At 61.6% G+C, this 24,774-nt stretch carries 17 protein-coding genes and 1 pseudogene; 14 read left to right on the plus strand and 4 right to left on the minus strand.

All coding sequences use genetic code 11. The annotated features are described in order from the left end of the window. The first annotated feature begins 89 nt into the window (after window positions 1–89). Complete coding sequence (locus Mhypo_RS03935) at window positions 90–1,220, plus strand: exo-beta-N-acetylmuramidase NamZ family protein (protein ID WP_119340002.1); 1,131 nt, start codon at window positions 90–92, stop codon at window positions 1,218–1,220. Here the strand turns inward: Mhypo_RS03935 and Mhypo_RS03940 are convergent. Then, on the minus strand, window positions 1,209–3,821 hold the full coding sequence (locus tag Mhypo_RS03940; protein ID WP_119340003.1) for a MalT transcriptional regulator family protein: 2,613 nt from the start codon (window positions 3,819–3,821) through the stop codon (window positions 1,209–1,211). The genes Mhypo_RS03935 and Mhypo_RS03940 overlap by 12 nt on opposite strands. Before the next feature lie 250 nt (window positions 3,822–4,071). Between Mhypo_RS03940 and nifJ the strand changes: the two genes are divergently transcribed. The 13 genes and pseudogenes from nifJ to Mhypo_RS04000 all read left to right on the plus strand — a co-directional run bounded on the left by nifJ (window position 4,072) and on the right by Mhypo_RS04000 (window position 18,368). Then, entirely contained in the window at window positions 4,072–7,647 is a 3,576-nt protein-coding gene (gene nifJ, locus Mhypo_RS03945; protein WP_119340004.1) for a pyruvate:ferredoxin (flavodoxin) oxidoreductase, read from the plus strand. Next, a complete protein-coding gene (locus Mhypo_RS03950) occupies window positions 7,644–8,669 on the plus strand; it encodes a dihydroorotate dehydrogenase-like protein (protein ID WP_119340005.1) in 1,026 nt (341 codons plus the stop codon). The genes nifJ and Mhypo_RS03950 overlap by 4 nt, the downstream gene beginning before the upstream one ends. A 257-nt stretch (window positions 8,670–8,926) precedes the next feature. Then, a complete protein-coding gene (locus Mhypo_RS03955) occupies window positions 8,927–9,949 on the plus strand; it encodes a 3-oxoacyl-ACP synthase (protein WP_119340006.1) in 1,023 nt (340 codons plus the stop codon). Continuing rightward, window positions 9,940–11,412: a class I adenylate-forming enzyme family protein gene (locus tag Mhypo_RS03960; protein ID WP_119340007.1), complete on the plus strand. Its 1,473-nt coding sequence runs from the start codon at window positions 9,940–9,942 to the stop codon at window positions 11,410–11,412. Before Mhypo_RS03955 ends, Mhypo_RS03960 begins: the two co-directional genes overlap by 10 nt. Further along, window positions 11,405–12,214, plus strand: coding sequence for an alpha/beta fold hydrolase (locus Mhypo_RS03965; protein WP_119340008.1), 810 nt, complete (start codon window positions 11,405–11,407; stop codon window positions 12,212–12,214). Before Mhypo_RS03960 ends, Mhypo_RS03965 begins: the two co-directional genes overlap by 8 nt. Further along, window positions 12,211–12,618: a MaoC family dehydratase gene (locus Mhypo_RS03970; protein ID WP_119340009.1), complete on the plus strand. Its 408-nt coding sequence runs from the start codon at window positions 12,211–12,213 to the stop codon at window positions 12,616–12,618. The genes Mhypo_RS03965 and Mhypo_RS03970 overlap by 4 nt, the downstream gene beginning before the upstream one ends. 172 nt (window positions 12,619–12,790) lie before the next feature. Then, the gene (locus Mhypo_RS03975; RefSeq protein ID WP_119340010.1) at window positions 12,791–13,954 is read left to right on the plus strand and encodes an ABC transporter substrate-binding protein; all 1,164 of its coding nucleotides are present in this window, start codon (window positions 12,791–12,793) and stop codon (window positions 13,952–13,954) included. Between the two features lie 76 nt (window positions 13,955–14,030). Beyond that, window positions 14,031–14,888, plus strand: a complete 858-nt coding sequence (locus tag Mhypo_RS03980) for a branched-chain amino acid ABC transporter permease (protein WP_119340011.1) — start codon at window positions 14,031–14,033, stop codon at window positions 14,886–14,888. Continuing rightward, window positions 14,885–15,796, plus strand: a complete 912-nt coding sequence (locus tag Mhypo_RS03985) for a branched-chain amino acid ABC transporter permease (protein WP_119340012.1) — start codon at window positions 14,885–14,887, stop codon at window positions 15,794–15,796. The genes Mhypo_RS03980 and Mhypo_RS03985 overlap by 4 nt, the downstream gene beginning before the upstream one ends. Before the next feature lie 52 nt (window positions 15,797–15,848). Beyond that, a pseudogene (locus Mhypo_RS18870) lies at window positions 15,849–16,220 on the plus strand (ATP-binding cassette domain-containing protein); the annotation flags it as partial. Between the two features lie 192 nt (window positions 16,221–16,412). After that, a complete protein-coding gene (locus Mhypo_RS18875) occupies window positions 16,413–16,505 on the plus strand; it encodes an ABC transporter ATP-binding protein C-terminal domain-containing protein (protein ID WP_420845995.1) in 93 nt (30 codons plus the stop codon). A 34-nt stretch (window positions 16,506–16,539) separates the two neighbouring features. Beyond that, entirely contained in the window at window positions 16,540–17,262 is a 723-nt protein-coding gene (locus Mhypo_RS03995; protein WP_206074892.1) for an ABC transporter ATP-binding protein, read from the plus strand. A 347-nt stretch (window positions 17,263–17,609) separates the two neighbouring features. Then, window positions 17,610–18,368, plus strand: a complete 759-nt coding sequence (locus tag Mhypo_RS04000; protein ID WP_119340014.1) for a 3-hydroxybutyrate dehydrogenase — start codon at window positions 17,610–17,612, stop codon at window positions 18,366–18,368. 215 nt (window positions 18,369–18,583) lie between these two features. On the opposite strand, the gene dnaG is transcribed toward Mhypo_RS04000, so the two are convergent. The 3 genes from dnaG to Mhypo_RS04015 form a co-directional block, all read right to left on the minus strand. After that, a complete protein-coding gene (dnaG, locus tag Mhypo_RS04005) occupies window positions 18,584–20,377 on the minus strand; it encodes a DNA primase (protein ID WP_119340028.1) in 1,794 nt (597 codons plus the stop codon). A 448-nt stretch (window positions 20,378–20,825) separates the two neighbouring features. After that, entirely contained in the window at window positions 20,826–23,861 is a 3,036-nt protein-coding gene (locus Mhypo_RS04010; RefSeq protein ID WP_240637109.1) for an AAA family ATPase, read from the minus strand. Between the two features lie 296 nt (window positions 23,862–24,157). Then, on the minus strand, window positions 24,158–24,628 hold the full coding sequence (locus Mhypo_RS04015) for a hypothetical protein (RefSeq protein WP_240637110.1): 471 nt from the start codon (window positions 24,626–24,628) through the stop codon (window positions 24,158–24,160). Between the last annotated feature and the right edge of the window lie 146 nt (window positions 24,629–24,774).

The raw sequence follows: 24,774 nt of genomic DNA on the forward strand, positions 1-24,774 counted from the left end.
CATCCCGGCCAATTGTATCCCGGCAAACATGGGGCCTGGCCCGGCGCATGTTCTGGGCAGAAGCAATAGACCCGGCATCGCAAGGTAAGATGAATACCCCACCCCTTTACCCTGGGCTCGCGCCTACCGGCCTGGAGCAGCTCCTGGACGACCCCGCCTGGCTGGGTACAAGCGGGAAGCTGGGCCTCCTGACCCATCCGGCGGGGGTCACCCGGACACTCGTGCCTTCGGCAGTGGCACTTTTGCAAAGGGGTTTCGCACTCGAGCGTCTTTATGGGCCCGAGCATGGAATAGATGGTTCTGGGCAGGCCGGCGAGGCCCCAGAAGTGCTGACAGACCGGGCCACCGGACTGCCCACCCATAGCCTCTACGAAAAAGGTGTTGCTGAAATCGCAGAGCTTATCGCGCAGGTAGACACTCTGCTGGTAGATCTGCAAGACGCAGGGGTGCGTTTTTATACGTTTGTTTCCACCCTGGTACAAGTACTCGAGGCGGCTCGCATCAGCGGAACCCGTGTGGTAGTACTCGACCGACCCAACCCCCTGGGCTTTACCCTCGAGGGGCCCGTTCTTCAGCCAGCGTTTCGCTCCTTTGTGGGGATGCTGGAAGTTCCTCTGCGGCACGGGCTAACCCTGGGGGAGTGTGGGCGGCTGGTAGAACCCGGGCTCGAGGTAATCCCCTGCGACCCTCAAGCAAATTTCGGCTCGGGCGGGCTGCCCTGGGTGCCCCCCTCGCCCAACCTGCCCAACCCGCAAACCGTTCTGCTGTATGTGGGCATGGCCCTGATCGAGGCTTCCACGGCCTCCGAAGGGCGTGGAACTGCCCTGCCCTTTCAAGTAGCAGGCGCACCCGGCCTGGATGCAGAGGCCCTGGCCCAAAGGCTGGGTGGGCTGGGCCTGGCCGGGGTGCGTTTTAGGCCACACTACTTCAGACCTACCTTTTCCAAGCACCAGGGCCAGCTTTGCGCCGGGGTGCAGGTGCATGTGCTGGAGCTTGAGAAAGCCCTCCCGGTAGGCCTGGCTGTGCTGGGTGCGCTGGCCGAACAGGGCGTAGAAATCAGGCACGACTGGCTGCAAAAGCTACTGGGCATTCCGTTTGAGCCCAGTTTGCTAGAGCCCGAAAAAGCGCTTGAGCATGCCCGGGCCTGGGCCGAACGGGCTCATCTCTTCGCACAGGAGCACCTGAGGCCCATCTGGCTGTATCCACGTTCAAGCCTCTAGCTCGAGCTCCCGCAATGCAGCTTGCCGAAGCCTCCGGGCCTCAGGGGCCAGTTCGGTTTGCAGGAGCCTGGTATAGAGGTCCTCGTCCAGGGGCTCGAGGGCCAGCCCCTTGAACCAATCGGCAGGACTGTCGCTCTGACGGTAGCGTTGCAGCACCCCCTGAAGCCAGGCCGCCTGAAAACGCTCCAGCTCAGGATGATCCATACCTGCAAACGGCAAGACATCCTCATCGGTGGGGTGCCACAAGTCCACCCATAACTCGGGCACGGTTGCCAGGCCATAGGGTTTCAAAAAATACCCTGGCGCACGGCTGGGACGCCCTGGCTCCAGGGTACCCAAAAGCTCCGACCAGAGCACGCGGAACTCCCCGTCGGAAACCTCGAGGGTATCCAGCAGAGCTTCTTTGCTCCAGTCGCGGATCAGCAGCAGCGCCAACAACACCCGGGTCTTCTCACGCTTGAAGCGAGCTTCCTGGTAGCCCACCCACACCCGCAAGACGCCCCGGGCGCGAATCTCGACGCTCACACCCGGGTGATAGGGTACATTCAACTTTCCGGCTTCCCACAATAGCCTGCGGCTGCGATGGATGGGAGGAGCGAACAGGGTGGGGTTGCACAAGAAGGGGTAGCGTTCCAACAGCCCACCCGGGTCTGATTGCCAGTCTGCGTTCTGGGCCAAAGCCAGCAAGAAGGGGTCATCCACTCCTACCATTGCAGGCAGTACAAAAGACCGGCCCCGGCGTAAGTGGGCCTGAGCAGCCATCAGGGTCATGAAGGCTTCGACCCAGGCGTCGCCCGATTCGCGCGCAAAGCGTACCATCTCGCTAAAAGCCTTCTCTTCTCCCAGCGCGGCAAGCCCTCCCAGGGGCTCTACCTTGAGCCTCGAGGGCCCTCCTTGTGAAAGGGAAAGCGAGCGCCGGTAGGCTTCTTCAGCCTCCTGCCAGCGGTTCTGCGCCAGCAGGGCGTGTCCGAGCCGTGCTTCCGCCAATGCCACCACAAACGGGCTACCAAGGGTCTCCCCTTCGCGCCGCCCTTTGCGGGCAGCTGTTTCGGCGGCCCTGGCATCACCCGCCACAGCTTCCAGCAAGGCCAGCAGCAGGGTACCCTCGCGGTGGTTTTGCGGGGCTCGAGCGGTGGTTGCGGACTCCCATTGCCTTAACTCGCTCAGGGCGCGTTCTGGCTGCCCGCTGCGCAGCCAAACCCGAGGGCCATCCAGCCCTAGCTCAATAGCCTCCTGCACCCTTCCTGCGTTGAGTAAGTTTTCGGCCCATAAAGGGGCCACTTCCTCGGGATAGCGTGCTTTTGCCGCCAGCAAGTAACCGCTCGCTTTGGCCGGTTCTACGGTGTCAAGATACAGGCGAGACAAACCAATTAAGGCCCGTTCCACACCTTCTCCCAGCGCCTGCTGGTAAACTTGCTCTGCTTCTGCGTAGCGTCCGGCTTGTCGCAAGGCTTCAGCCTGCAAAAAGCGTAGGGTAGGGCGGGTATGAAGCATGCTTTCAGATAGTCGCTCGAGCATCGCCAGCACCGTATAGGTCAGCCCCCTGGCCAGCCACTCCTCCCCTCTCTTGAGCACCAAATCTGCTGCATGGCCCAGACGGCCGGCCTCGAGCAGGTACTCCGCCGCCCGCACATCCTCCCCACGTCGCAAAGAGGTATCTGCGGCCCTGGACAACAAATTTCGCACCTCAGCAGGCTCCAGCAAGGTCATCAGAGCCTGGCGCACCAGGGGATGAAAGCGTATCCGCCCACCGACCTTTTCGAGGAGCAAATCCGCTTCGTAGCGCTCGAGCTCTTGCAAATCACCTACCCAGTGGGCTTCCTCTGGGCCCAACTCCCCCAGCACACTGGCCCGGGCCGCAAGTTGCTGCACACTTTCAGGAACTGCAGGCACCAAATAGGCCAACAGTCCAGCCGGGTCGGGATGGGCATAGAAGGCCTGTTCGGGCTTAGCCCCCCGCCGCATGGCCCGCAACAACAACCGCAAACCCAGGGGCCAACCCCGCACCAGGCTATGGGCCTGTTCTATCTCAAAAGCCGGCAGTTCAGGCGCAATGGCCTCGGCCAGTTGCAGTGCTTCTGCCGCATCGAAGGCCAGCTCGCTTTCCCCCAGTACCCGCCCCAGCACTTCCCAGGGTGCTGCGCGCCGGGTTAGCACGGCGATTCGCAATCCTGGTAGCTGGCTCAGTGTGCGCATCAAGGCCACCGCCTCGCGGCTGGCAGCCCGCTGGGCTTCGTCCAGTACCAGCAAATGCGCAGGCAGGTGGCTCAAGGCTTCCAGCAAAGCCTCTCCCGCGCTGGCCCATGCCCCGCGCTCGAGCGCTGCTATCGCCCCCTCCAAACCCGCTTCCACTTTAGGGCTATAGGCTTCAACCAGATGCCAGCCCAAAACCACCGGGTCGGAGCAATCCTCTCCCAGCGTGAGCCATACCGCAGGCCAGGATGTCAGCAAGGTGGACTTGCCATACCCCGCCCCGGCTGCCAGCACCAACAGGGGGCTCCTGGCAAAGCCCTGATTTAGGACCTCGTACAACCGAACCCGCTCCACCTCCCGCGCTGTGCGCGGGGGCAGCAAGCGGCTTTTAGGCACACGATAGGGCATGGAGCTTTATTTTACTTGCCAGGGCTGGTGGTGGAGTTTGAGCGAATTTCTTTTCGAGGGCTGCTGCAAAGTTCCCCAAAATCTACCCTGTGGAATCTATTCCAAAAACATTAGCTACGCCCACCCTCCAACCGCTCTGGCTCAATTGTTTGGCCATTCAATCAACGTCCAGGGGTGACCTATTTCCAAGGGCAATGTGTCCCTTGGGAAAGGACTAGATTAGAGCTAGGTTCTTTCGCAGGAGGCCACCATGCCACAAGTCATCACGGTTGATGGGAACGAAGCGGTCGCCAGGATCGCCCATAAGCTCAACGAGGTCATCGCCATCTACCCCATTACCCCATCTTCTCCCATGGGCGAGTTTGCCGACCAGTGGAGCGCCGTAGGTCAGAAAAACCTGTGGGGCACCGTTCCTTTGGTGCAGGAGATGCAGTCTGAGGGAGGGGCTGCTGGGGCCGTGCACGGGGCCCTGCAAACCGGGGCGCTCACCACCACCTTCACCGCCAGCCAGGGCCTGCTGCTGATGATCCCCAACATGTACAAAATTGCTGGAGAACTCACCAGCACGGTCTTCCACATTGCAGCCCGCTCGATTGCTGCCCAGGGGCTCTCCATCTTTGGCGATCACTCGGATGTAATGGCCACCCGGGCCACGGGTTGGGCCATGCTCTTTGCGGGTTCGGTACAAGAAGCCCAAGACTTCGCCCTGATTGCCCAGGCCAGCACCCTGGAGAGCCGGATTCCCTTTCTGCACGTTATGGACGGGTTTCGCACCTCCCACGAGGTGATGAAGATCGAGGCCCTGAGCGATGACGACCTGCGTGCGTTGGTGAGTGAAGATTTGGTTCGGGCCCATCGCGCCCGGGCGCTTTCGCCCGACCGCCCGGTGATCCGTGGAACAGCCCAGAACCCGGATGTGTATTTTCAGGCCAGGGAGACCGTCAACCCCTTTTACCAAAAGGTTCCCTCCATCGTGCAGGGCTACATGAACCGCTTTGCCGAACGCACCGGCCGGCAATACAAGCTTTTTGAATACTTCGGCTCCCCCGATGCCGAGCGGGTGGTGGTGCTGATGGGCTCCGGAGCCGAAGCCGCTCAAGAAACCGTCGAATATCTGCAAGCCCGGGGTGAGAAGGTCGGGCTCATCAAGGTACGGCTCTATCGCCCATTCAGTGTGGAAGCCTTCGTAGAGGCCGTTCCAGCGAGCGCCCGGGTTATCGCCGTTCTCGATCGCACGAAGGAGCCCGGTAGCGCTGGCGAACCGTTGTACCAGGATGTGGTCACTGCTGTGGTGGAAGGCATTGCCGAGAAGCGCCCAAAGGTCATCGGGGGCCGCTATGGACTTTCCTCCAAAGAATTCACCCCAGCCATGCTCATCGGGCTCTTCGAGGAGATGAAAAAACCCTCGCCTAAAAACCACTTCACCCTTGGTATCCACGACGACCTCTCCCATACCAGCCTGCCTTACGACCCTCAGATGAGCATCGAACCCCCTGAGGTCAAGCGCTCGGTGTTCTGGGGGCTAGGGTCGGACGGAACTGTGGGGGCCAACAAAAACTCCATCAAGATCATCGGCGAAGAGACCGATTATTATGCGCAGGGATATTTTGTTTATGACTCTAAAAAGTCGGGGGCTCGCACCATCAGCCACCTGCGCTTTGGCCCCAAGCCCATCAAGAGCACCTACTTGATTCAGCAGGCCGACTTTGTGGCAGTTCACCAGTTTGGCTTCTTCGAACGCTTCGATGTGCTGGAGAGTGCTGCCGAAGGGGCCACCCTCCTCATCAACAGCCCCTACAGCCCCGCCGAGACCTGGAACCACCTGCCTTACGAGGTACAGCAGCAAATTATCCAGAAACGGCTACAGGTCTACGCCATCAACGCCTATCAGGTAGCCCGTGAAGTGGGGCTCGGCACCTTGATGAACACGGTCATGCAGGTAGCCTTCTTTGCCCTGTCTGGCGTGCTTCCGCGTGAAGAGGCCATCGACAAAATCAAGGAGGCCATCCGCAAAACCTACGGCAAACGCGGCGAGGCTGTGGTGCGCAAAAACTTTGCGGCGGTGGATGCCGCGCTGGCCCACCTGTACCCGCTGGAAGTACCCGCCGTCGCCACCAGTGCCCGTCACCTGCCCCCGGTGGTCTCGCCCGAGGCGCCCGAGTTTGTGCAAAAGATCACCGCGCCCATGCTGGCCGGCAAAGGCGACCTGCTCCCGGTAAGCGCCCTGCCTGCCGATGGCACCTATCCCACCGGCACCAGTCGATGGGAGAAACGCAACATCGCCCAGGAGGTGCCGCTCTGGGATCCGGCCGTCTGTATTCAGTGCGGCAAGTGTGTGCTGGTCTGTCCTCATGCGGTTATTCGCTCGAAAGTTGCCCCGCCGGAGGCTTTTGCCAGCGCCCCCGAGGGCTTCCAGACCGCCAAAGCCATGTGGAAGGGCCTGGAAGACCAGCGCTACACCCTGCAGGTTGCAGTGGAAGACTGCACGGGCTGCTCGTTGTGTGTGGAGGTTTGTCCGGCCAAGAACAAGAGCCAGGTCGGGCGCAAGGCCATCAACATGACCCCCCAACTCCCGCTGCGTGAACAGGGCAGAAAGCACTGGGACTTCTTCTTAAGCCTGCCCGATTATCCCCGCCATGACAGCTTGAGTTTTAATAGCGTCAAGAACGTGCAACTTCTGCAACCGCTCTTCGAGTTCTCGGGAGCCTGTGCCGGGTGTGGCGAGACGCCGTATTTGAAGCTTTTGAGCCAGCTCTTCGGGGATCGCAGCCTAATTGCCAACGCCACCGGGTGCTCCTCAATCTATGGGGGCAATCTGCCCACCACGCCCTGGACGCAAAACCGCGAGGGCCGCGGCCCGGCCTGGAGCAACTCGCTGTTTGAAGACAACGCCGAGTTTGGCCTGGGGATGCGCCTGACCCTGGATAAGCAGATCGAATATGCCCGCGAACTCCTGGGCCGGATGCGTGAATCGCTGGGGGCTGAACTAGTAGATGCCCTGCTGCAGGCCGACCAGTCCGATGAGGCGGGCATAGATGCTCAACGAGAGCGCGTTGCTCTGCTGAAATCGCGACTGGAAGGGCAGGACGACCCCAAAGCCAGAGATCTGCTGAGCCTGGCAGACGTGCTGGTGCGCAAGTCGGTGTGGATTGTGGGGGGCGACGGCTGGGCCTACGACATCGGCTTTGGCGGCCTCGACCATGTGCTGGCCAGCGGGCGCAACGTGAAGCTGCTGGTGCTCGATACCGAGGTATATTCCAACACCGGCGGGCAGTCTTCCAAAGCCACCTCGCTGGGAGCGGTGGCCAAATTTGCCTCCGGCGGCAAGGCTACACCTAAAAAAGACCTTGGGCGCATTGCTATGAGTTATGGATATGTGTATGTGGCCCAGGTAGCTATGGGCGCCAACGATGCCCAGACGCTAAAGGCCTTCCTGGAAGCGGAGAGTTACGATGGCCCGGCGCTAATCATTGCCTATAGTCACTGCATCGCGCATGGTATTGATATGGCCAAGGGCATGGAACAGCAAAAGCTCGCCGCGGAATCGGCCTACTGGCCGCTTTACCGCTACGACCCCCGCCTTAAAGCCCAGGGTAAAAATCCTTTCCAGCTCGACTCGAGACCCCCAAAAATCAGCTTCAAGGACTACGCCCTGCACGAAAACCGCTACCGGATGCTCAGGCAAATCAACCCTGAAGCCGAGCAGATGTTCCAGGCTGCCCAGGAGGCGATACTGGCCCGCTGGAAGACCTACGAAGAAATGGCCCAGTCCCACGAACAAGAGGCCGCCGCCCGGACCCCTGCAAAAGCTACGGAGGAAGTATGACCCAGCCCGACCTTGGCACCACCTACCTGGGGCTGAAGCTAGCCCACCCGCTCGTCGCTTCGGCCTCGCCCCTTTCGTACACCCTGGATGGCATCCGCAGCCTGGAAGACGCAGGCATTGCCGCTGTGGTGATGTACTCGCTTTTTGAGGAGCAGATTGAGCAGGAGAGCCACGCTTTGCACCATTACCTCGAGTACGGCGCCCACAGCTACGCCGAGGCTCTGGACTACTTCCCTAAAGCCCACGAGTTCAACGTGGGGCCCCACGAGTATCTGGAACTTCTGCGCAAAGCCAAGGAAAACACGCAAATTCCCATCATCGGCAGCCTCAACGGGGTATCGTCAGGTGGCTGGACAGAGTATGCCAGGCTGATGGAGGAGGCCGGGGCCGATGCCCTCGAGCTCAACCTGTACTATCTGCCCACCGACCCCACCCTGACCAGCCTCGAGGTCGAGGAGATGTATCTGGATGTGGTTCGGGAGGTGAGCCAGAGCCTTTCCATCCCCATTGCGGTAAAGGTGGGGCCCTTCTTCAGCAACTTCTCTCACATGGCCGCCCGGTTTGTGCAGGCTGGGGCCTCGGGGCTGGTGCTTTTCAATCGCTTTTATCAGCCCGACTTCGACCTGGAGCACCTCGAAGTGACCCCCAACCTGGTGCTGAGCCGCCCCGACGAGCTGCGCCTGCCGCTGACCTGGGTCGCCATTCTGTATGGGCGCATCCAGGCCGACTTCGCTATTACCAGCGGGGTGCACACCCACCTCGAGGTGCTCAAGAGCATGATGGCCGGCGCCAGGGTCACCCAGATGGCCTCGGAGTTGCTCAAAAACGGACTGGGGCGCGTTGGAGAAATCCTACAAGACCTGAAGCACTGGATGGAAGAGCGCGAGTACGAGTCCATCCGCCAGATGCAGGGCAGCATGAGCCAGATTAACGTTGCCAACCCCGACGCCTTCGAGCGGGGCAACTACATGAAGGTGCTGCGCTCCTGGCGGCCCGACCCCACCGGGATGCTGCTTAGGTGAGGATGACCAATCGTCGCTTCAACTAGCTTGTATGGTCGCAACGACGATTTAACACTCAGGGTAGTGGTTCTTAAGTGTTTCGCAAAGCATGGCGGGAATTATGGCGCTTCGATTCAAGGAATATGAGGATGGCAAACCGCTTTCTCGATGATGTTGCCAACTGCCTCGCTCTGAAGTTATCGCTCTAATTGTTGGGGTGTAACAACCTTGTAACAGCCCCCGGGTAAACTCACCTCAATCAAGTTTTGAGGTTCGAGATGGCGTACCTTCGGGGCCTAGGGGTCTACCTACCTGTACCACGCATGACCAGTGGCGAAATCGCTGCGGCCAGTGGACTGCCGGAGTGGGTGGTGCGGGAGAAGCTGGGCATCCATCAGAAACCCGTGCCTGGCCCCGAAGACCACCCGGCCCGTATGGGGGCCTGGGCCGCTCGGGAGGCCCTGAAGGAAGCCGGTCTCGGCGGGGCCGAGCTGGACGTGGTGATCAGCATTACCGACGAGCACAAGGACTTTCCGGTCTGGACCAGCGCACCCCTGATGGCCCAGGTGCTGGACGCCCACCGCGCCTGGTGCTTCGACCTCAACCAGAAGTGCGCCACCTTTATCACCGCCCTGACCGTGGCCGAGGGGCTTTTTGCCAGCCGCCCCGAAATCGAGTCCATCCTGATTGCGGGCGGCTACCGCAACGGCGACCTGATCGACTACCGGGACGAGTCGGTGCGCTTTATGTACGACTTGGCCGCTGGAGGGGGCGCTGCTGTCCTGACCCGTCACGGGCCGGGTCTGAGCCTGCTATCCACGCAGCTCAAAACCGACCCCGTGCTAGCCAACACCGTCCGGGTTCCGGTAGGAGGCACGGTGGCTCCGCTCACCCCCACCAACGCCGCGCAGTACAAGCTGCGTGTGGCCGAACCGGATTTGATGAAATCTCGGCTCGAGCAAGTCTCCTTGCCCGGTTTTATGGAGGTTATCAACGGGGCCTTGCGACAGGCTGGCTACACCGCCGCCGACCTGGATTATCTGGCCCTCCTGCACATGAAGCCTTCCGCGCACAAAGCGGTGCTCGAGGGCCTGGGGCTGGGGGCAGAACGCTCGATTTACCTTTCAGACTACGGGCATCTGGGTCAAATTGACCCCATTCTCTCGGTACAACTGGCGAGGCAAGCCGGCAAGATTGGGCCGGGCAGCCTTCTGGCGCTGGCCGCAGCAGGGGTGGGGTATCACTGGGGTGCAGCAGTGTTGCGCTGGGAAGAGGAAGCAGCGGAGGCCCCATGGAGCTAAACGCCAACTGGCTGGCCCGTCTGGCCGAGTACCACCCCGACCGCCCGGCCGTGCTGTGGCGCGGGCACTGGGTAAGCTACGGTGAACTTTACCAGCGAGCCCGGCGAGCTGCAGCATCGCTGGCCGGCCTGGGTATTCAGAAAGGCGACCGGGTAGGGGTCTTGAGCCTCAACCATCTGGGCTACCTCGAGCTCTATTTTGCCGCGCCCCTGCTGGGCTTTGTGCCCACCCTGCTCAATCACCGCCTGAGCGAAGCCGAGCTGCGGGGGCTGCTCGAGTACACCCGCCCCAGGGCACTCTTTTACGGGCCGGACTTCGCCGACCTGGCCCGGCAGCTAGACCCAGGGGCCTGGCCGCTCGAGGCGCTGCAAACCCTTTCGCCCGCCCCACTCTCGCCCTACCAGGCAGCACCCGACGACCCCGCGCTGATTCTTTTTACCGGCGGCACCACCGGCCTGCCCAAAGGGGCGCTCATCCCATACCGGCAGCTACTGGTCAATGCCTTCCAGACCTGCTTGAGCTGGGGTCTGCAAAAAGACGACGCCTACATCGTCTCGACCCCCATGTTCCATGCGGCCCTGAACGCCCTGGCGACCCCATTGCTGTATCTGGGGGGCCGCGTGATTATTCAGGAAAAGTTCGACCCCGCCGAGTACCTGCACTGGGTTTCGGAACACCAGGTGAGCCTCCTGTTCCTGGTGCCCACCATGTTCCAGATGCTGGCCCTGCACCCGGACTTTGCCACAGCCAACCTGCAGAGCGTGCGCTGGGCCATCTCGGGGGGGGCACCCTGTCCGGCCCCAGTGCGCGAGGCATTCAGGGCCAAGCTGGTTCGCTTCAAACAAGGCTACGGCCTAACCGAGTGCGGCGTGAACTGTTTTACCCTCGAGCTCGACGAGGCCGAGCAGTTCCCCGAGTCGGTAGGCCGCCCCATGCCCCACCTGTGGGCCCGGCTGGTAGATGCCAGCGGCCAGGAAAACCCCCATAGGGGGGAGCTCTGGCTGTCTGGGCCGGTGGTCATGTTGGGCTACTTTCACCGCCCCACTGACACCGCCGAAGCGCTCATCGAGCACGAAGGGCGCATCTGGCTGCGCACCGGCGACCTTGCCGAGCGCGACGAGCAAGGGCGCTACTTCATTGTGGGGCGGGCCAAGGAAATGTTCATTTCCGGGGGTGAGAACGTCTACCCCATCGAGATCGAACGAGCCCTCTACGACCACCCCGCCGTGCTGGAGTGTGCGGTGGTAGGCGTGCCCGATGCCCGCTGGGGCGAGGTGGGGCTGGCTGCCATCGTGCTCAAGAGCCCGCTGAGTGAGGAGGAGCTGCGGGCCTACCTGAAAACCCGGCTGGCCGGGTACAAGGTGCCTAAGCACTTTCTCTTCACCTCCGAGTTACCCAAAAGCGGCCCCGGCAAAATTCTCAAAAGCGCCCTGGCAGCGCGTTTCAAGGGGGAACATGCCTAGCGCTACCGTCAACGGCACCGAGCTCTATTACCGGCTAGACGCGGCCTCATCCGACCATCGTCCCACATTGGTTCTGCTCAACGGCATCTTCCAGCGCACCGAGGCCTGGGAGCCGCTCATGCCCTACCTGCAAGGCTTTCGGGTTCTGCGCTACGACATGCGCGGACAAGGCCAGAGCGCCGTACCCGAAGGCCCCTATACCCCCGAACGCCACGCCGACGATTTACAGGCACTTTTAGCAGAACTGGAAATCGGGCACTACCACCTGCTGGGGCTTTCCAACGGAGGCATCGTAGCGCAGGTGCACGCGGCCCGGCAGCCCAGCGGCTTGCAGAGGCTCATTCTGCTCTGTACCACGGCTCGAGTAGACCCCTTGATCCGGGCCAAGGTGCGAAGCTGGCAGCTGGCCCTGGAATGGGGTGGCACCCTGGGTCGCTTGCAGATAGCGCTGCCCTGGATCTGGGGGCGGGCCTTTCTGGAAGCCCATCCGGAGATCGACACCCCCGCATCGCTCGAGCAGATGTTCCTTGCAGCCCCCAGCACGGAGGCCCAGCACAACCTGATGAATGGCTTTCTAACCCTGGGCGACCTGCGGCCCCGGCTTGCAAACGTCAAAGTCCCCACCCTGGTGCTCTCGGGCGAGGAAGACCTGTTATTTCCGCCCCTCTATAGCCAGGAAATAGCCGAGGCCATTCCGGGGGCCGTCCACCGGATTTTACCCGGCGTAGGGCACGTCGCAGCCCTGGAGAACACGGCCATCCTGGTTCAAGAAATCCAATCCTTCTTGGGGGTAAGGGCATGAAATTCAAAGTCGGCGACTCGGCCAGCTATACCCAGACCATCGGCGAAGCCCACATCGCGCAGTTCATCGGAGCGGTAGGTGATACCAACCCCCTACATGTGGATGCAGAGTTTGCCCGCAAGAGCCGCTTTGGGCAGCGCATAGCCCAGGGCATTCTGGTAGCCGGGCTTATCTCGACCGCCATCGGCACCAAACTACCGGGGGTGGGGGCCATTTACCTGGGCCAGACCTTGAAGTTTCTGCGGCCCACCTTCATTGGCGATACCATCACGGCCACCGTCACGGTCAAGGCCATCCGCAAGGATAAGCCCATCCTAACCCTGGAAACCGTCTGTACGAACCAGCGGGGCGAGCAGGTCATCAGCGGAGAAGCCACCGTCTTGTACGAGGAGGCTGTTGCGTGAGTGCGAACCCTTATATCCCCACGCTCCCGACCCTTTTCCCACGAGCAACAGAGCGCGGGAAAATGCCGCTGGTTTTTGCGGTCATGGGCCCTTACACCCCCAATCCCCCGGCCCCATTCCCCCTTTGTGGAGGAATGGGGTGGCTGAACAATTTAGTTTTCAGGAGGAAGGCATGAAAAAAGTTCTGGTGGTACTTCTGGCAGTTTTGGGCTTGGCCGGCCTTGCGCTGGCCCAAACCACGGTACGGGTAGGGGTGCTGTTGCCCATCTCGACCGTCGCAGGCAAGGCTGCACTCAACGGGGTGCAGTTGGGCGTAGATCAGGTCAATGCAGGAGGAAAGGTCAAGATTGAGCTGGTAGTTGTGGACGACGGCAACGCGCCTGCGGCAGCCGTACCGGCCCTGACCAAGCTGATGACGGTGGATCGGGTAGACATCGTAATCGGGGGGCTGGCCTCCGGGGTGACCTTCGCCCTCTCGGGCCCGGTCAAGCAGTACAATCCGCTGTTTTTGTGCATCGGCGCGGCCAGCAGTGTGGTGGAACAGGCTTTCAGCGACTATGGGCGTTTCTTTCACTACCACCCCTGGGACTACCACAACGTAGCGGCTGCACTGAGCTTCTTCAAATCGCTCTACGATGGGGGGGCCCGCCGCGTAGCCATTCTTTACGAGGATGGGCCTTTTGGTTCGGCAGGTATTCAAACCTACCGCCAGCAGTTACAAAATCAGGGCTACACCGTGCAAGCCGAGCCCTTCAAGTCGGGCTCTGGCAGCTTTACCGCCATCCTGACCCGGCTTAAGTCGTTCCGTCCGGATATTTTGTACTGGATTGGTTATGACGTGGACGCCCTGCCCATCGCCGCGCAAACCCGTCAAGTGGGCCTGGAACCCAAGCTAATTTACGGCGCTCCGCCAGCCTGGCCCCTGGGATTTGAAAAGAACAACCTCTCCAATGATGTGGCCGGCATGACGGCCTGGCTGCCCTCGGTCGCCAACAATGAAAGCCGGCGCTTCGTGACCCTGTACCGCCGCAAATATAACGAGATTACCGACGAGTACATGGCGCCCATGGGCTACGTAATCGCCCTCAGCCTGGGCAAAGCCGTGGAAGCAGCCAACTCCGCCGACAAGGATCGCATTGCCGCTGAACTGGCCAAGGTGCAGATGGATACGCCTTTTGGCCCCCTTTCCTTCAAGCCATCAGACACCGGCAAAACCCGCTTCCAGGGCTTCAACCAGAGCATCTGGCTGCAGTTCCAATACCTGGAAGGCTCGCGTCGTCCGGTCTTCCCGGCCAACCGTGCTGCCCGTCCGCTGCGGTACCCGGGCAATTACTAGAGGCTTATAGCTGATAGCCGATGGCCTGTAGCCTGAAACCCCGCCCGCTATCAGCTATTAGCTGTCAGCCAACCCTATGGACTTACTGCTTCAGACCCTCATCAACGGCATCCTGGCCGCCGGTATTTATGCCCTGGTGGCCAGTGGCCTGGCCCTGGCGGTAGGCGTGGTGGGTATTGTGAACTTTGCCCACGGCGAGTTCTCCATGATCGGGGCTTTTGTCTCCTACCTGCTTTTTGTGGGGGCGGGGATTGACCCCCTGATCTCGCTGGGGCTGGCCGCCCTGGTGCTCTTTGTGGTCGGGGCCATTACCTACTATGGCCTGATCCGGCCCGTGCTGGCCGCGCCAGAACTCAACCAGATGCTGCTGACCTTTGGTATCTCGGTGGCGCTCCAGAACATCGCCTTGCTACTGTTTGGCGCGGATACTCGAGTGGTCTCCACCAGTTACCAGGGCGCTACCATTACCCTGGGCGGCATTTCATTTGGCGCGCCGCCCTTTGCCGCTTTTGTGCTATCTGTGGGCTTGCTGGGTGCTTTGTACTGGTTCCTGGGTAAAACCCGACTGGGCTTTGCAGTTCGAGCGGTGGCCCAGAACCGCCTGGCGCCGGGTTTGCTGGGCATCGAGACCCAGCAGATTTACCTGCTGGCCTTTGGCCTTTCCGCCGCGCTAGCGGGAATTGCCGGGGTGATGCTCTCGGTGATGCTGTATGCCTCTCCTACCGTGGGCTTTGCCTATACCCTAAAAGCCTTTGCCATCATCGTGATGGCCGGTTTGGGCAACCTGCGGGGCGTGGTTCCAGCCGCCATCACACTGGCCCTGGCCGAGGCTTTTGTGAGCACCTACGTGCCGGGTGGGGGGGGCTGGGTGGAGGCGGTGTTCTTTCTTGTGATCTTTGTCGCCCTGACCTGGCGTAGCTGGAGGCTGTCATGATCCTGGCCGGGGTTCTGTTGCTCCTGGCGCTGGTTTTGCCGGGGCTTCCCCTGGGCGAGTGGCGGGCCTTCTTGCTGGATACGGCACAATTCGCGTTCTTGATCAGCGGCCTGGCGCTGGCCTGGGACCTGCTGGCCCGCACAGGGCAACTTTCGCTGGCCCACGGGGCTTTTTTTGGGCTTGGGGCCTACGCAGCCGCCCTGAGCGCCCCCGCGCTGGGGACCGTGCCGGCGCTCCTGGTGGGGGGGGCGGTGGCCACTCTCTCGAGCCTGCTGCTGGGGCTGGCGACCTTGCGGTTGCAAGGCATGTACTTTGCCATCGCCACCCTGGCCTTCAGCGAGGTAATGCGCACGCTGGTGCTAAAAGCGCAGTTCACCGGCGGCTCAATTGGCCTGCCGGTCCAGCCTGCTTTTGGGGGGGCCTACCCGCTGGGCGGCTACTACCTGGCGGTAGCCGTGCTGGTCATTTGCACCTTAGCCAGTTTGCTCCTGAGTAAAAGCCGCCTTCATTTCGCTATGGCGGCCACCCGGCAGGGGGAAGCGGTGGCCCGGGTGCTGGGGGTGCCGGTGGTGCGGGTCAAGCTGGTGACGTTCATGATCTCGGCCTTCCTGGCCGGGCTCACGGGCGGGGTGTACGCCATGAAGACCCTGTTTCTCTCGCCCTACGATGCCTTCGGCCTGGGCCGGGCTGTCGAGGCCCTGGTGATTCCGATTTTTGGGGGGCTCTATACCACCACCGGACCGCTCCTGGGGGGCTTAATTATCGTGAGCCTCGAGACCTGGCTGCGCCTGCGGATTGGCGAAGGCTATCTGGTGGTGTACGGCCTGGTGCTGGTGCTTACTATCCTGTTCCTCCCCAAGGGCCTGATGAGCCTGTTTGCCCGCCGCAAGGGAGCCCGCCATGCTTAGGGTTGTCGGCTTGAGCAAACGCTTTGGCGGGGTGGTGGCAGCCCGGGAGGTGAACCTCGAGGTTCGCGCCGGCGAAATCCTGGCGGTAATTGGCCCCAATGGAGCGGGCAAGAGCACCCTGCTCAACCTGCTATCGGGCCTTGTACGCCCCGATGCCGGGCGGATCGAGTTTCTGGGCGAGGACATCACCCACGCCCCACCCGAAGTACGGGCCTGGAAGGGGCTGGGGCGGGCTTTTCAGATCGTGCAGCCCTTCCACGAGATGACCGTGCGGGAAAACCTGATGGTGGGCGCCCTCTACGGCAAGCCCGGCGCCTCCCTGAAGACTGCACAAAAGGTGGTTGAGGAGGTCATCGAGCTGACCGGCCTAAGCAGCAAGGCCGACACCGAAGCGGGGGAGCTGACCCTGCTCGAGGACAAGCGCCTCGAGCTGGCCCGTGCGCTATGCACCCAGCCCAGGCTACTGCTCCTGGACGAGGTGATGGCTGGCCTTCGCCCGGCAGAGGCCATGGAGGCGGTGGAACTGGTCCAGCGCACCCGGGCCAGTGGGGTGACGGTTTTGTTCATTGAGCACCTGATGCCCGTGGTGCGTGCCCTGGCCGACCGGGTGGTGGTGATGGACTACGGCCAGGTGATTGCCGAGGGTCGCTACGAGGAGGTCGCGGCGAATGCTAAGGTGCGTGAAGCCTATCTGGGGAGGAGTGCTTGAGAAGGTCTAGGCAGGCCCGGCGGTCTGCGTCCGCATGGTACAGGAGGCTACCTTGAAGCTCACCGTGAACGACCTGACCGCAGGCTATGGCAAGGCGCAGGTGTTGTTTGGGCTGGGCCTCGAGGTAGCCGAGGGTGAACTTGTAGCCCTACTCGGAGCCAATGGTGCGGGCAAAACCACCGCCCTGCGCACCGTTTCCGGCCTCCTCAGACCCTGGGCAGGCAGTGTTGACCTGGATGGGCAGAGTTTGCTGGGGTTTTCGGCAGCCAGGCGGGCCCGCCTGGGACTGGGGCACGTGCCAGAGGGCCGCCAGCTTTTTTCGCTGATGAGCGTGGAGGAAAACCTCTTGCTGGGGGCCGCCTTCCTGGCCTGGAGCGGCAAATCTGACCAGCTGGAGCGCATCTATGCCCTTTTTCCCCGCCTGGCCGAGCGCCGTGGGCAGATGGCCGGTACGCTCTCGGGGGGCGAGCAGCAGATGCTGGCTATTGGGCGCGCCCTGATGGGCAAACCGCGCATCCTGATGGTGGACGAGCCCAGCCTGGGCCTCTCCCCCAAGCTGGCCGAGGAGGTGCTCAGCACCCTGTCGCAGGTGAAAAAAGAGGGTGTGGGGGTACTTCTGGTGGAGCAAAACGTAGCTTTGAGCCTCGAGGTAGCCGACCGGGGCTATGTGGTGGAACACGGCAGGGTGGTCTTGCAGGGCAGCGCCAAGGAGCTCGCCAGCGACGAAGGCGTGCAAAAAGCCTACCTGGCGCTGTAAGCAGGTAAAGAGGCCCAGTATTGGCCAACCTTCACCATGCGCTCGAGCCAGCTTGGATGGGCTCTTGTACCAGATTCGGTTAGTTCGTCACCCTATGGTGACGAACTAACCCGACCGAAGTTATCCGCGTAGCGGAGGGCGATACCGCCCCTTGGAAGGGAGACGCTTTCTTCGCCAACCGTTCGGGAGGGGTGTGCTCCAGGATTCAAAAAGACAGCCTATGGGGTTTTTGGTTTTGTAAACTGTCTTTTTGAATCCGGTATGACCTGCGACAGGGTTTCGGCCGCTGCTCAGCAGAGCACCTCAACGACTACTAACCACCCCCACTTTTGCCCGATAATGAAACCATGATGCTACAAGGCAAAACCGCCCTCATTACCGGCGCCGGAAGCGGCATCGGCAAGGCCATAGCAGAAGTGTTCGCCCGCGAAGGGGCCCGGGTCATCCTGAACGACCTCTCCCCTGCCGCAGCCGAAGTTGCGCGGGCCGTCGGCGGGGTCTTTCTCCAGGCCGACCTTTCTGACCAAAACGCGGTCAAGGCGCTGGCCCAGCGGGCCCTCGAGCAAGGGCCCATCGACATCCTGGTCAACAACGCCGGTTTGCAGCGCATCAACCCGGTGGACGAGTACCCCGAGGAGACCTGGAACATGATGCTTCAGGTACTCCTGACGGCTCCTTTCCAGCTCATCAAGTACACCTTGCCGGGCATGAAAGCTCGCCGGTGGGGGCGCATCCTGAACATTTCCTCGCTGCACGGGCTGGTGGCCAGCCCCTACAAGTCGGCCTACATTTCGGCCAAGCATGGGCTGATGGGCCTGACCAAAACGGTGGCGCTGGAAGTGGCCGAGTATGGCATCACCTGCAACGCCATCTGCCCGGCCTACGTCAAAACCGGCATCGTGGAAGCCCAGATTGCCGACCAGGCCCGCACCCTGGGAATTCCTGAAGCCGAGGTGATCGAAAAGGTTATGCTGGCCCCGGCGGCCATCAAGCGCCTCATTGAGCCGGAGGAAGTAGCCGAGTACGCCCTGTTTTTGGCCTCCGACAAAGCGGGGGCCATTACCGGATCGGCCCAGGTGATCGATCTGGGCTGGACCGCACGATAGCGCACTATTCACATATGTTGACCATCCGACTTCAAAAAAGCTTTGTCCTGGACTGAATAGTGGCCGCCTGGATGAGCGGCCACGTCTGTGAAGACCACAGTAACAATGCATAAGGTGAGTACTGGGAAGCATTACTTAGCCCTACCCCCTAACCCCTCACCCCTTTATCTTCATCCTGTGGTGTAAAAAGTGTTCGAGTAATGATGCTATTACATTTAGCGCTTGTAGACCCGCCGCTCGGCCTCGATGGCCTGCAAGACTTCCTGGATGTCTTTGGTCAATGCACGAATCTCGTCCAGGTCGCTGGTGCTCTTGAGCTGGGTTTTGAGTTTATCCAGGCGCATTTCATAGTACACCTCGCGCACCCGGGCCATAGCCACGGTCAGGTGGGCCTCGAGGTTCACTCGATCAAAACTGGGGCTTTTCATCAGCACATCAATTAACCGGGCCCCCTCCCCCCGCTGCTCGAAGTGCTTGAGGATGCGGTTTTTGCCCTGCTCGGAGCGGGCTGCTTGCATGAAGTCGGCCAGCAAGCTGCCCTCAGGCGGCCAGGTATGGTCTTCGACGTACATGGCCCACTGCACAAACTCCTCCTCGGGCACCGAGTACAAAAGGGCAATCACATCCAGCTCACGCAGCAGGCGCTTTTCGGTGAGGTCGGGGCGGCTCAGCCCAAGGCTGGCGACCCGGTCAGGTCGCAGGGGCGCAGCGCCGGGGGTTTGGCGTCCTGAGGTGGATCGTGCCCTGGCCAGATAGTCTTCCAGCGCACGCGGCGAGAGTTCCAGGGCCCCGATCACCTTGGCCTTCAGCTTTTCCACCACCCGGTCGAAGGGCTCGCTCGAGACTAGGCGGGGCTTGAGGGCCTCGAGGATCTTTTGCTTGTGTTCCGGACGACGCAAGTCCAGCCCACTGGCAGCCACCTCGAAGCGGTACTCCACTTCGGGCAGCGCCGCATTCAGGGCCGCTTCAAAGCGCTCTTTGCCATCCGGTACCAGCAGCAGGTCGCCGGGGTCTTTGCCACCCTGAAGCAGCACCGCATACACCACAAAGCTTCGGGCAATCTCCAGGTTCAGGCTTTGCAGGGTGGCCTTGCGTCCGGCCTCGTCGGCATCGAAGGCAAGGTAAAGTTCGGCAGCATCGGCCCGCTTCAGGAGGTGGGCCTGCTCGGTGGAGAGCGAGGAGCCCAGTACCGCCACCGCCTCGCTAAAGCCCATCTGATGTAACGCAATCACATCAAAAAGCCCTTCCACCACCACCGCCCGTCCCTGCTCCCGGATGGCAGCGCGGGCCTGGGGGTAGCCATAAAGCAGGAGGCTTTTCTTGAACAAAGGCGTTTCGGGTGAGTTGAGGTACTTGGGGTTGTCGTCTTGGGCCAGGGCCCGGGCCGTAAAGGCCACGATACGGCCCAGGGCGTCCAGGATGGGAAAAGTGATGCGATTGCGGAAACGGTCAAAAAAGCGTCCTTCGCGCTCCATCAATACCCCGGCCTCCAGGGCCTCCTGGGGGCTCACCCCTTGCGCATGAAGGTACTTGAGCAGGCCATCCCAGCTACCTGGGGCGTAGCCCAGGCCAAACCGCTCGATGGATTCAGGGGTCAGGCCGCGGGCTTGCAGGTATTGCAGCGCTTCGCCCCCCAGGTGAGAACGGAAATAGGCCTGGGTCAGCTCGAGAACTTGCAGGGTTTCCTTGCGCGCAGCAGTGCGCCCTTTGTACTGTGGCAACTCCACGCCGGTTTCCTGGGCGAGGCGTTCTAAGGCTTCGCGAAACTCGATGCCCTCAATCTTTTGCAAAAAGGCAAAGATATCGCCGCCGTTTTTACAACCAAAGCAATAACACAGCCCTTTGGCCTCGTTGACCTGGAATGAAGGGGTTTTTTCCTGGTGAAAAGGGCACAAACCCTTCCAGGTACCCTTGCCGCTGGGTTTAAGCGCCACATACCGCCCCACCAGCTCCTGAATGGGCATCCGGGAGCGAATCAGTTCGATGGCCTGGGCAGTCTGGGCATCCATAGCGGGCATGGGTAAGGTAGGCGAGACAGAGTCAGGCCCCTATTCTAACGCGCGGTAGACCTGGGGCAAGCAAAAGTAAAGATGCGTAGAAATTGCCGATGGGGCTTGCGATTTGCACTTCTCATACCGGATTCAAAAAGACAGTTTACAAAACCAAAAACCCCATAGGCTGACTTTTTGAATCCTGGAGCACACCCCTCCCGAACGGTTGGCGAAGAAAGCGTCTCCCTTCCAAGGGGCGGTATCGCCCTCCGCTACGCGGATAACTTCGGCCCTGTTGATTCGTTACCGTTCGGTAACGAATCAACCGAATCTGGTATCAGGCATCGGGATGCCGACATTCATCGTCCCAATGTATCAAAACGAAAAGGGCCCTTGGCCAGGCGCTGCTCGGCTGGTGTACCCGGGGATCACCCGGCAAAGCGCATGGAGCCAATGGGCTCCGCACTCACTCCGGTAGTTCGGAGCGCACCTGCCAGGATGACACTGGTCTCTTTAAGAACCAGCGAGCCCAAATTCCCAGGATTCCATACCCCCGGAAATGGTTGGTCAGCAGGGGCAGCTTTTCTTCCTGTACAGCCCCCAGCAAAAGCGCTTTCCAGAGCTGGGCCAGGGGGGTTCGGGCTTCGAAATCCAAAAGGCCCGAGGGTTCACGCCCCTCGGCCAGCAGTAGCTGTGCCCGCAGCAAGCGGGAATAGCCGTGCTGTACTTCGAAACCCCGACCCGCGGTTTGGCTCAGCAGATGGTGCGAGAGCGCCAGGGCCTTTTTGGGGTTTTGGGTCTGTTGAGCCAGCCCCAGAGCCAGGAGCGCGTAGAAATAGAAACTCGGGTTGTGGCTTCGCCGCGCCAGGAGCACCGCCTTGCGCAGATGGACGGCCCCATCCTGGTTCTCGTGCCATTTACGAAGCCCCAGCGCCAGTTCGCAGACAGCCCCCACTTCGGGGTCATCGATCCCTTCCAGACCCCGAACCAGCCGCTGCAGCATGAGTCCGTTCTGCTGGCCGGGGGCCAGGGCGTAGGCCAGTGCCAGCAGCGACAGGAGACTCGGCGAAGGTGCTTTGGCCAGGGCAGATTCGCCAAAGTAGAGGGCATCGTCGAGCTGGCCCGATTCAATCAGAAAGCGCAGGCGAACCCGGCTCACCCACTCAACTGCCCCAGGAGGCGCGCCCTCGAGCAAGAGCAGGCTTTCTTCCAGCAAGGCCGCCGCTACTTCGAACTGGCCCATATCCAGCCGCAAAGCGGCCAGACTGCTGTTATACAGACTGCTAAACCACGCAGGCAACACATCCCCCGGGGGCTGGCCCAGGGCTTTCAAGGCATCGTTCAGCCTGAACTGCCGCCAGAGCGCCTCCGACAGTATCTGCCTGGCTTCAAAGCATTCCGCAGGGCTGTGGCCGTGCTCACTGAGGTAGGCTTCGCTTTCCACTTGAGCCCGCTCCAACTGCCTCGAGCGCAACCAGGCCCGCGCCCGCACCAGCATGGCGGAACCCTCGAGGTGAGCCGGAAGCCCCTCCAGCATCCTGCAAGCCTCATCCGCTGGAAGAGTGCGGGCCAGCGACAGGGCCAGGCGTGGCTCTACAATCTCGTCCTGGAGCGAGGTTGCAACCGGGTCGGCCTGACCCAGGGCCAGGCTGGCCTCGAGGCGCAGGGCCCAGACCCGTTGGCGCAAGGCAAGCGGGAGTTCCTGGGTTTCCAGGGGGAGGCTGGCCAGCTCGAGGGCCTCCCCATAGCGACCCAGGGCCAGGTGGGCCTCGGCCGCTTCGAGGGCCGCCTGCCAGCGCACGTTGCCTTCGGCCAGGCGCAGTGCCTCCAGATAACCCAGAATAGCCCCCGAGTAGCGTTCCTCGTTCCAGGCTTGTTGCGCCACCACCCGCCACATCCGGTAGGCCGTGGCGGTATCGCCGGCAGCCTCGAGGTGGGCGGCGGCTTCGGCCAGCCGACCCTGGCGCTGATACCAGCGGGCGGCCTGCTGGTGCCAGTTCTGCACCTGCTGCCCGCCCACCTGACCCAGGGTGGCTTCGCGCAACCAGGGTATGGCAAAGCGCAACTGCCCATGTTCGTCGGCCTCGAGGAAACCCTCCCCCACCAGTCGGGTCAGGTCGGCCTCCTCCCCCACCAGGTGCCGTACCAGCTCGGGTGGGGCCGTCGAACCCAGCACCGCCGCCGCTTGCAGGGCCACCCGCGCCAGCCGGGGCAGGCTGTCCAGCCGGGGCTGGTAGAGCGGGATGGGCTCCGGCTCCCCGTTGCTGGTCAGGCTCAGGGCCTGCACGGCCAGTGGATAACCACCGCTGGCCTCCGCCAGGTGCAGGCTGGTAGCGGGGCCCAGGTCGGGGCGAGCACGCAAAATCAGTTGTTGGGTATCCTCCAGGGACAAAGGTTCCAGCGAAAGCAATACCAGGTCGTCGGCAGCCTCCCAGCGGTTTTGCCGGGCCACCAGAAGGAGCATGACCCCTGGGGGCGCAGGCCGCCGGGTGAACTCGAGCACGGTCGGGTCGGCGTTGTGCAAATCATCCAGAACCACCACTATGGGGTTATCCTGGGCAATCCGCGCCAGAAGCGTCCACCAGGTCTCTACCAGCAGGCTATCCAGCTCATCACTGGGCAGACCGGGGTGCTCCTCGATCCCAATGCTGAAATCCAGAATGGTCCGCAGGTGCTCGGGAAGCTCGAGTTGCCGCAGCCGCGAAAGCCCATCTACCAGCAATTTTTGCAATCCCTGGCGCAGGGCATAGCGCAGGGCCACACCGGTGGTCAGACGCGGCGCAAACACGCCCCGCACCCCTTCGGGAAGGGTTTCGACAAAGTGCTGGGCCAGGTGCGACTTGCCCACCCCCATGGGGCCATAGAGCACCACCCGCCGCCCGGCTCCCGCTCGCACTGCATCCAGTGCTAGGCGTAGGGTCTGAACTTCCCGCTCACGGCCCAACGCCTCGGGGGGATCGGTACGCAAACCCAGGTAGCGAAAGGGCACCAGCGGCTCGGCATAACCCTTGAGGGGTTGCGGGGGGAGGGCTTCGGTCAATACCCCGGGCACCAGGCGCATAGTAGTGGCATCACACCAGACCTCGCCCGGTGGGGCTGCTTGCGATAGCCGCTGGGAAAGATTGACGGCGGGTCCCAGCACGGTCTGGTCGCCCGCCAGCCCCCCGCCCAGGGGCGTCCGCAACACCAACCCACTGGCCACCCCTGCCCGCCCCGGCAGGGTACTCGAGGCCACCATCGCTTGAGCCGCTTCCAGCGCGGCCCGCGCATCGGATTCCTGGCTGCGCGGAACCCCAAACACAGCCAGAAAGCCATCGCCAAAAAACTTGTCTATATGCCCCCCATATAGCCGCACATGGTTGGCCGCCGTTTGCAGGGCAGTGTTGGCCGCCTGCCAGGTATCTTCCAGGGGGTGGGCCAGGGCGTACTCGGTAAAACGCGAGAGGTCAAAAAACACCGCGCTTACCCAGCGCCGTTCCTGGACGAATGTCCCTCCAGGCAACAGGGTATTGCCACAGCGTGCACAGCTCTCTTCACCGGCAACATTGGTGTGGCCACAACGCGGACAAATCATAGGGTAAAACCGCTACAAGCAAATGTTTATCGATGAAACCGAAGGTGAAACAAGTATACGCCGCCCCGTTACCTGCTCTCGTTCAAGCGGTGCATTTATTGCCCAACAAGCCTAAGTATAGATGTCTGCAACTCGATTACACAATCTCTCGCGTGACAACGTTCAAAACCTGTTCAGTCGCATGAACCACTTGCGCTCCTAAAACTGGATGAAGAGCCCAGTATTCAGCGCGAAGAAGAATCGGGGCGAAACACCATGAGGGGGGGGTTTAGTTGTACTGTAATCCAGCTTCCCACCCCAGGGGGATTTGGAGCAGCCAAGACCAGTTGCAATGCAATTTCGCCGCCCTGACCCGGCACTTGCAAAACGAAAAAAGTGGCATCCAGCACAGCTTCTACTCGACCCGTCATCCGGTAGCGCCCACCCCCCAGATGCTGCAGAGCATTGGTGTTTTGGGTGGCTTCCCAGTGCTCGACCTGTCCATGAAAAATCAGTGGGGTTTCGTCACCCGAGAAGGGAACCACAGTACGGTCAAAAGCAAAAAGGGGGCCCAGGGGGGTGAGCACCTCAAGCAAAGGGCTCCCGAGCGGCTCAGGGCTCACCGGCCAGGTCTGAGCGTACTGCGAAAAGCGTTCCCAGAAATATTCTGGGCTCTCCTCGAGCACCATTCGGTTTGAGCGGATCGCCGCATTCATGACACCCCATCATAAAGCCGAACGCAGCCATGACCTAGTACCCCGCGTATGGCTGCATCCGATACCCAGGCATAGGCCAGAGGACCATGAAACATCCACCTGCGAGCTTGAGTTTCTTGTGTAGCGTATCGCGTCTGGCCATCGGC

The organism is Meiothermus hypogaeus (assembly GCF_003574035.1).
In the GTDB taxonomy this organism is placed as follows: Bacteria; Deinococcota; Deinococci; order Deinococcales; family Thermaceae; genus Meiothermus; species Meiothermus hypogaeus.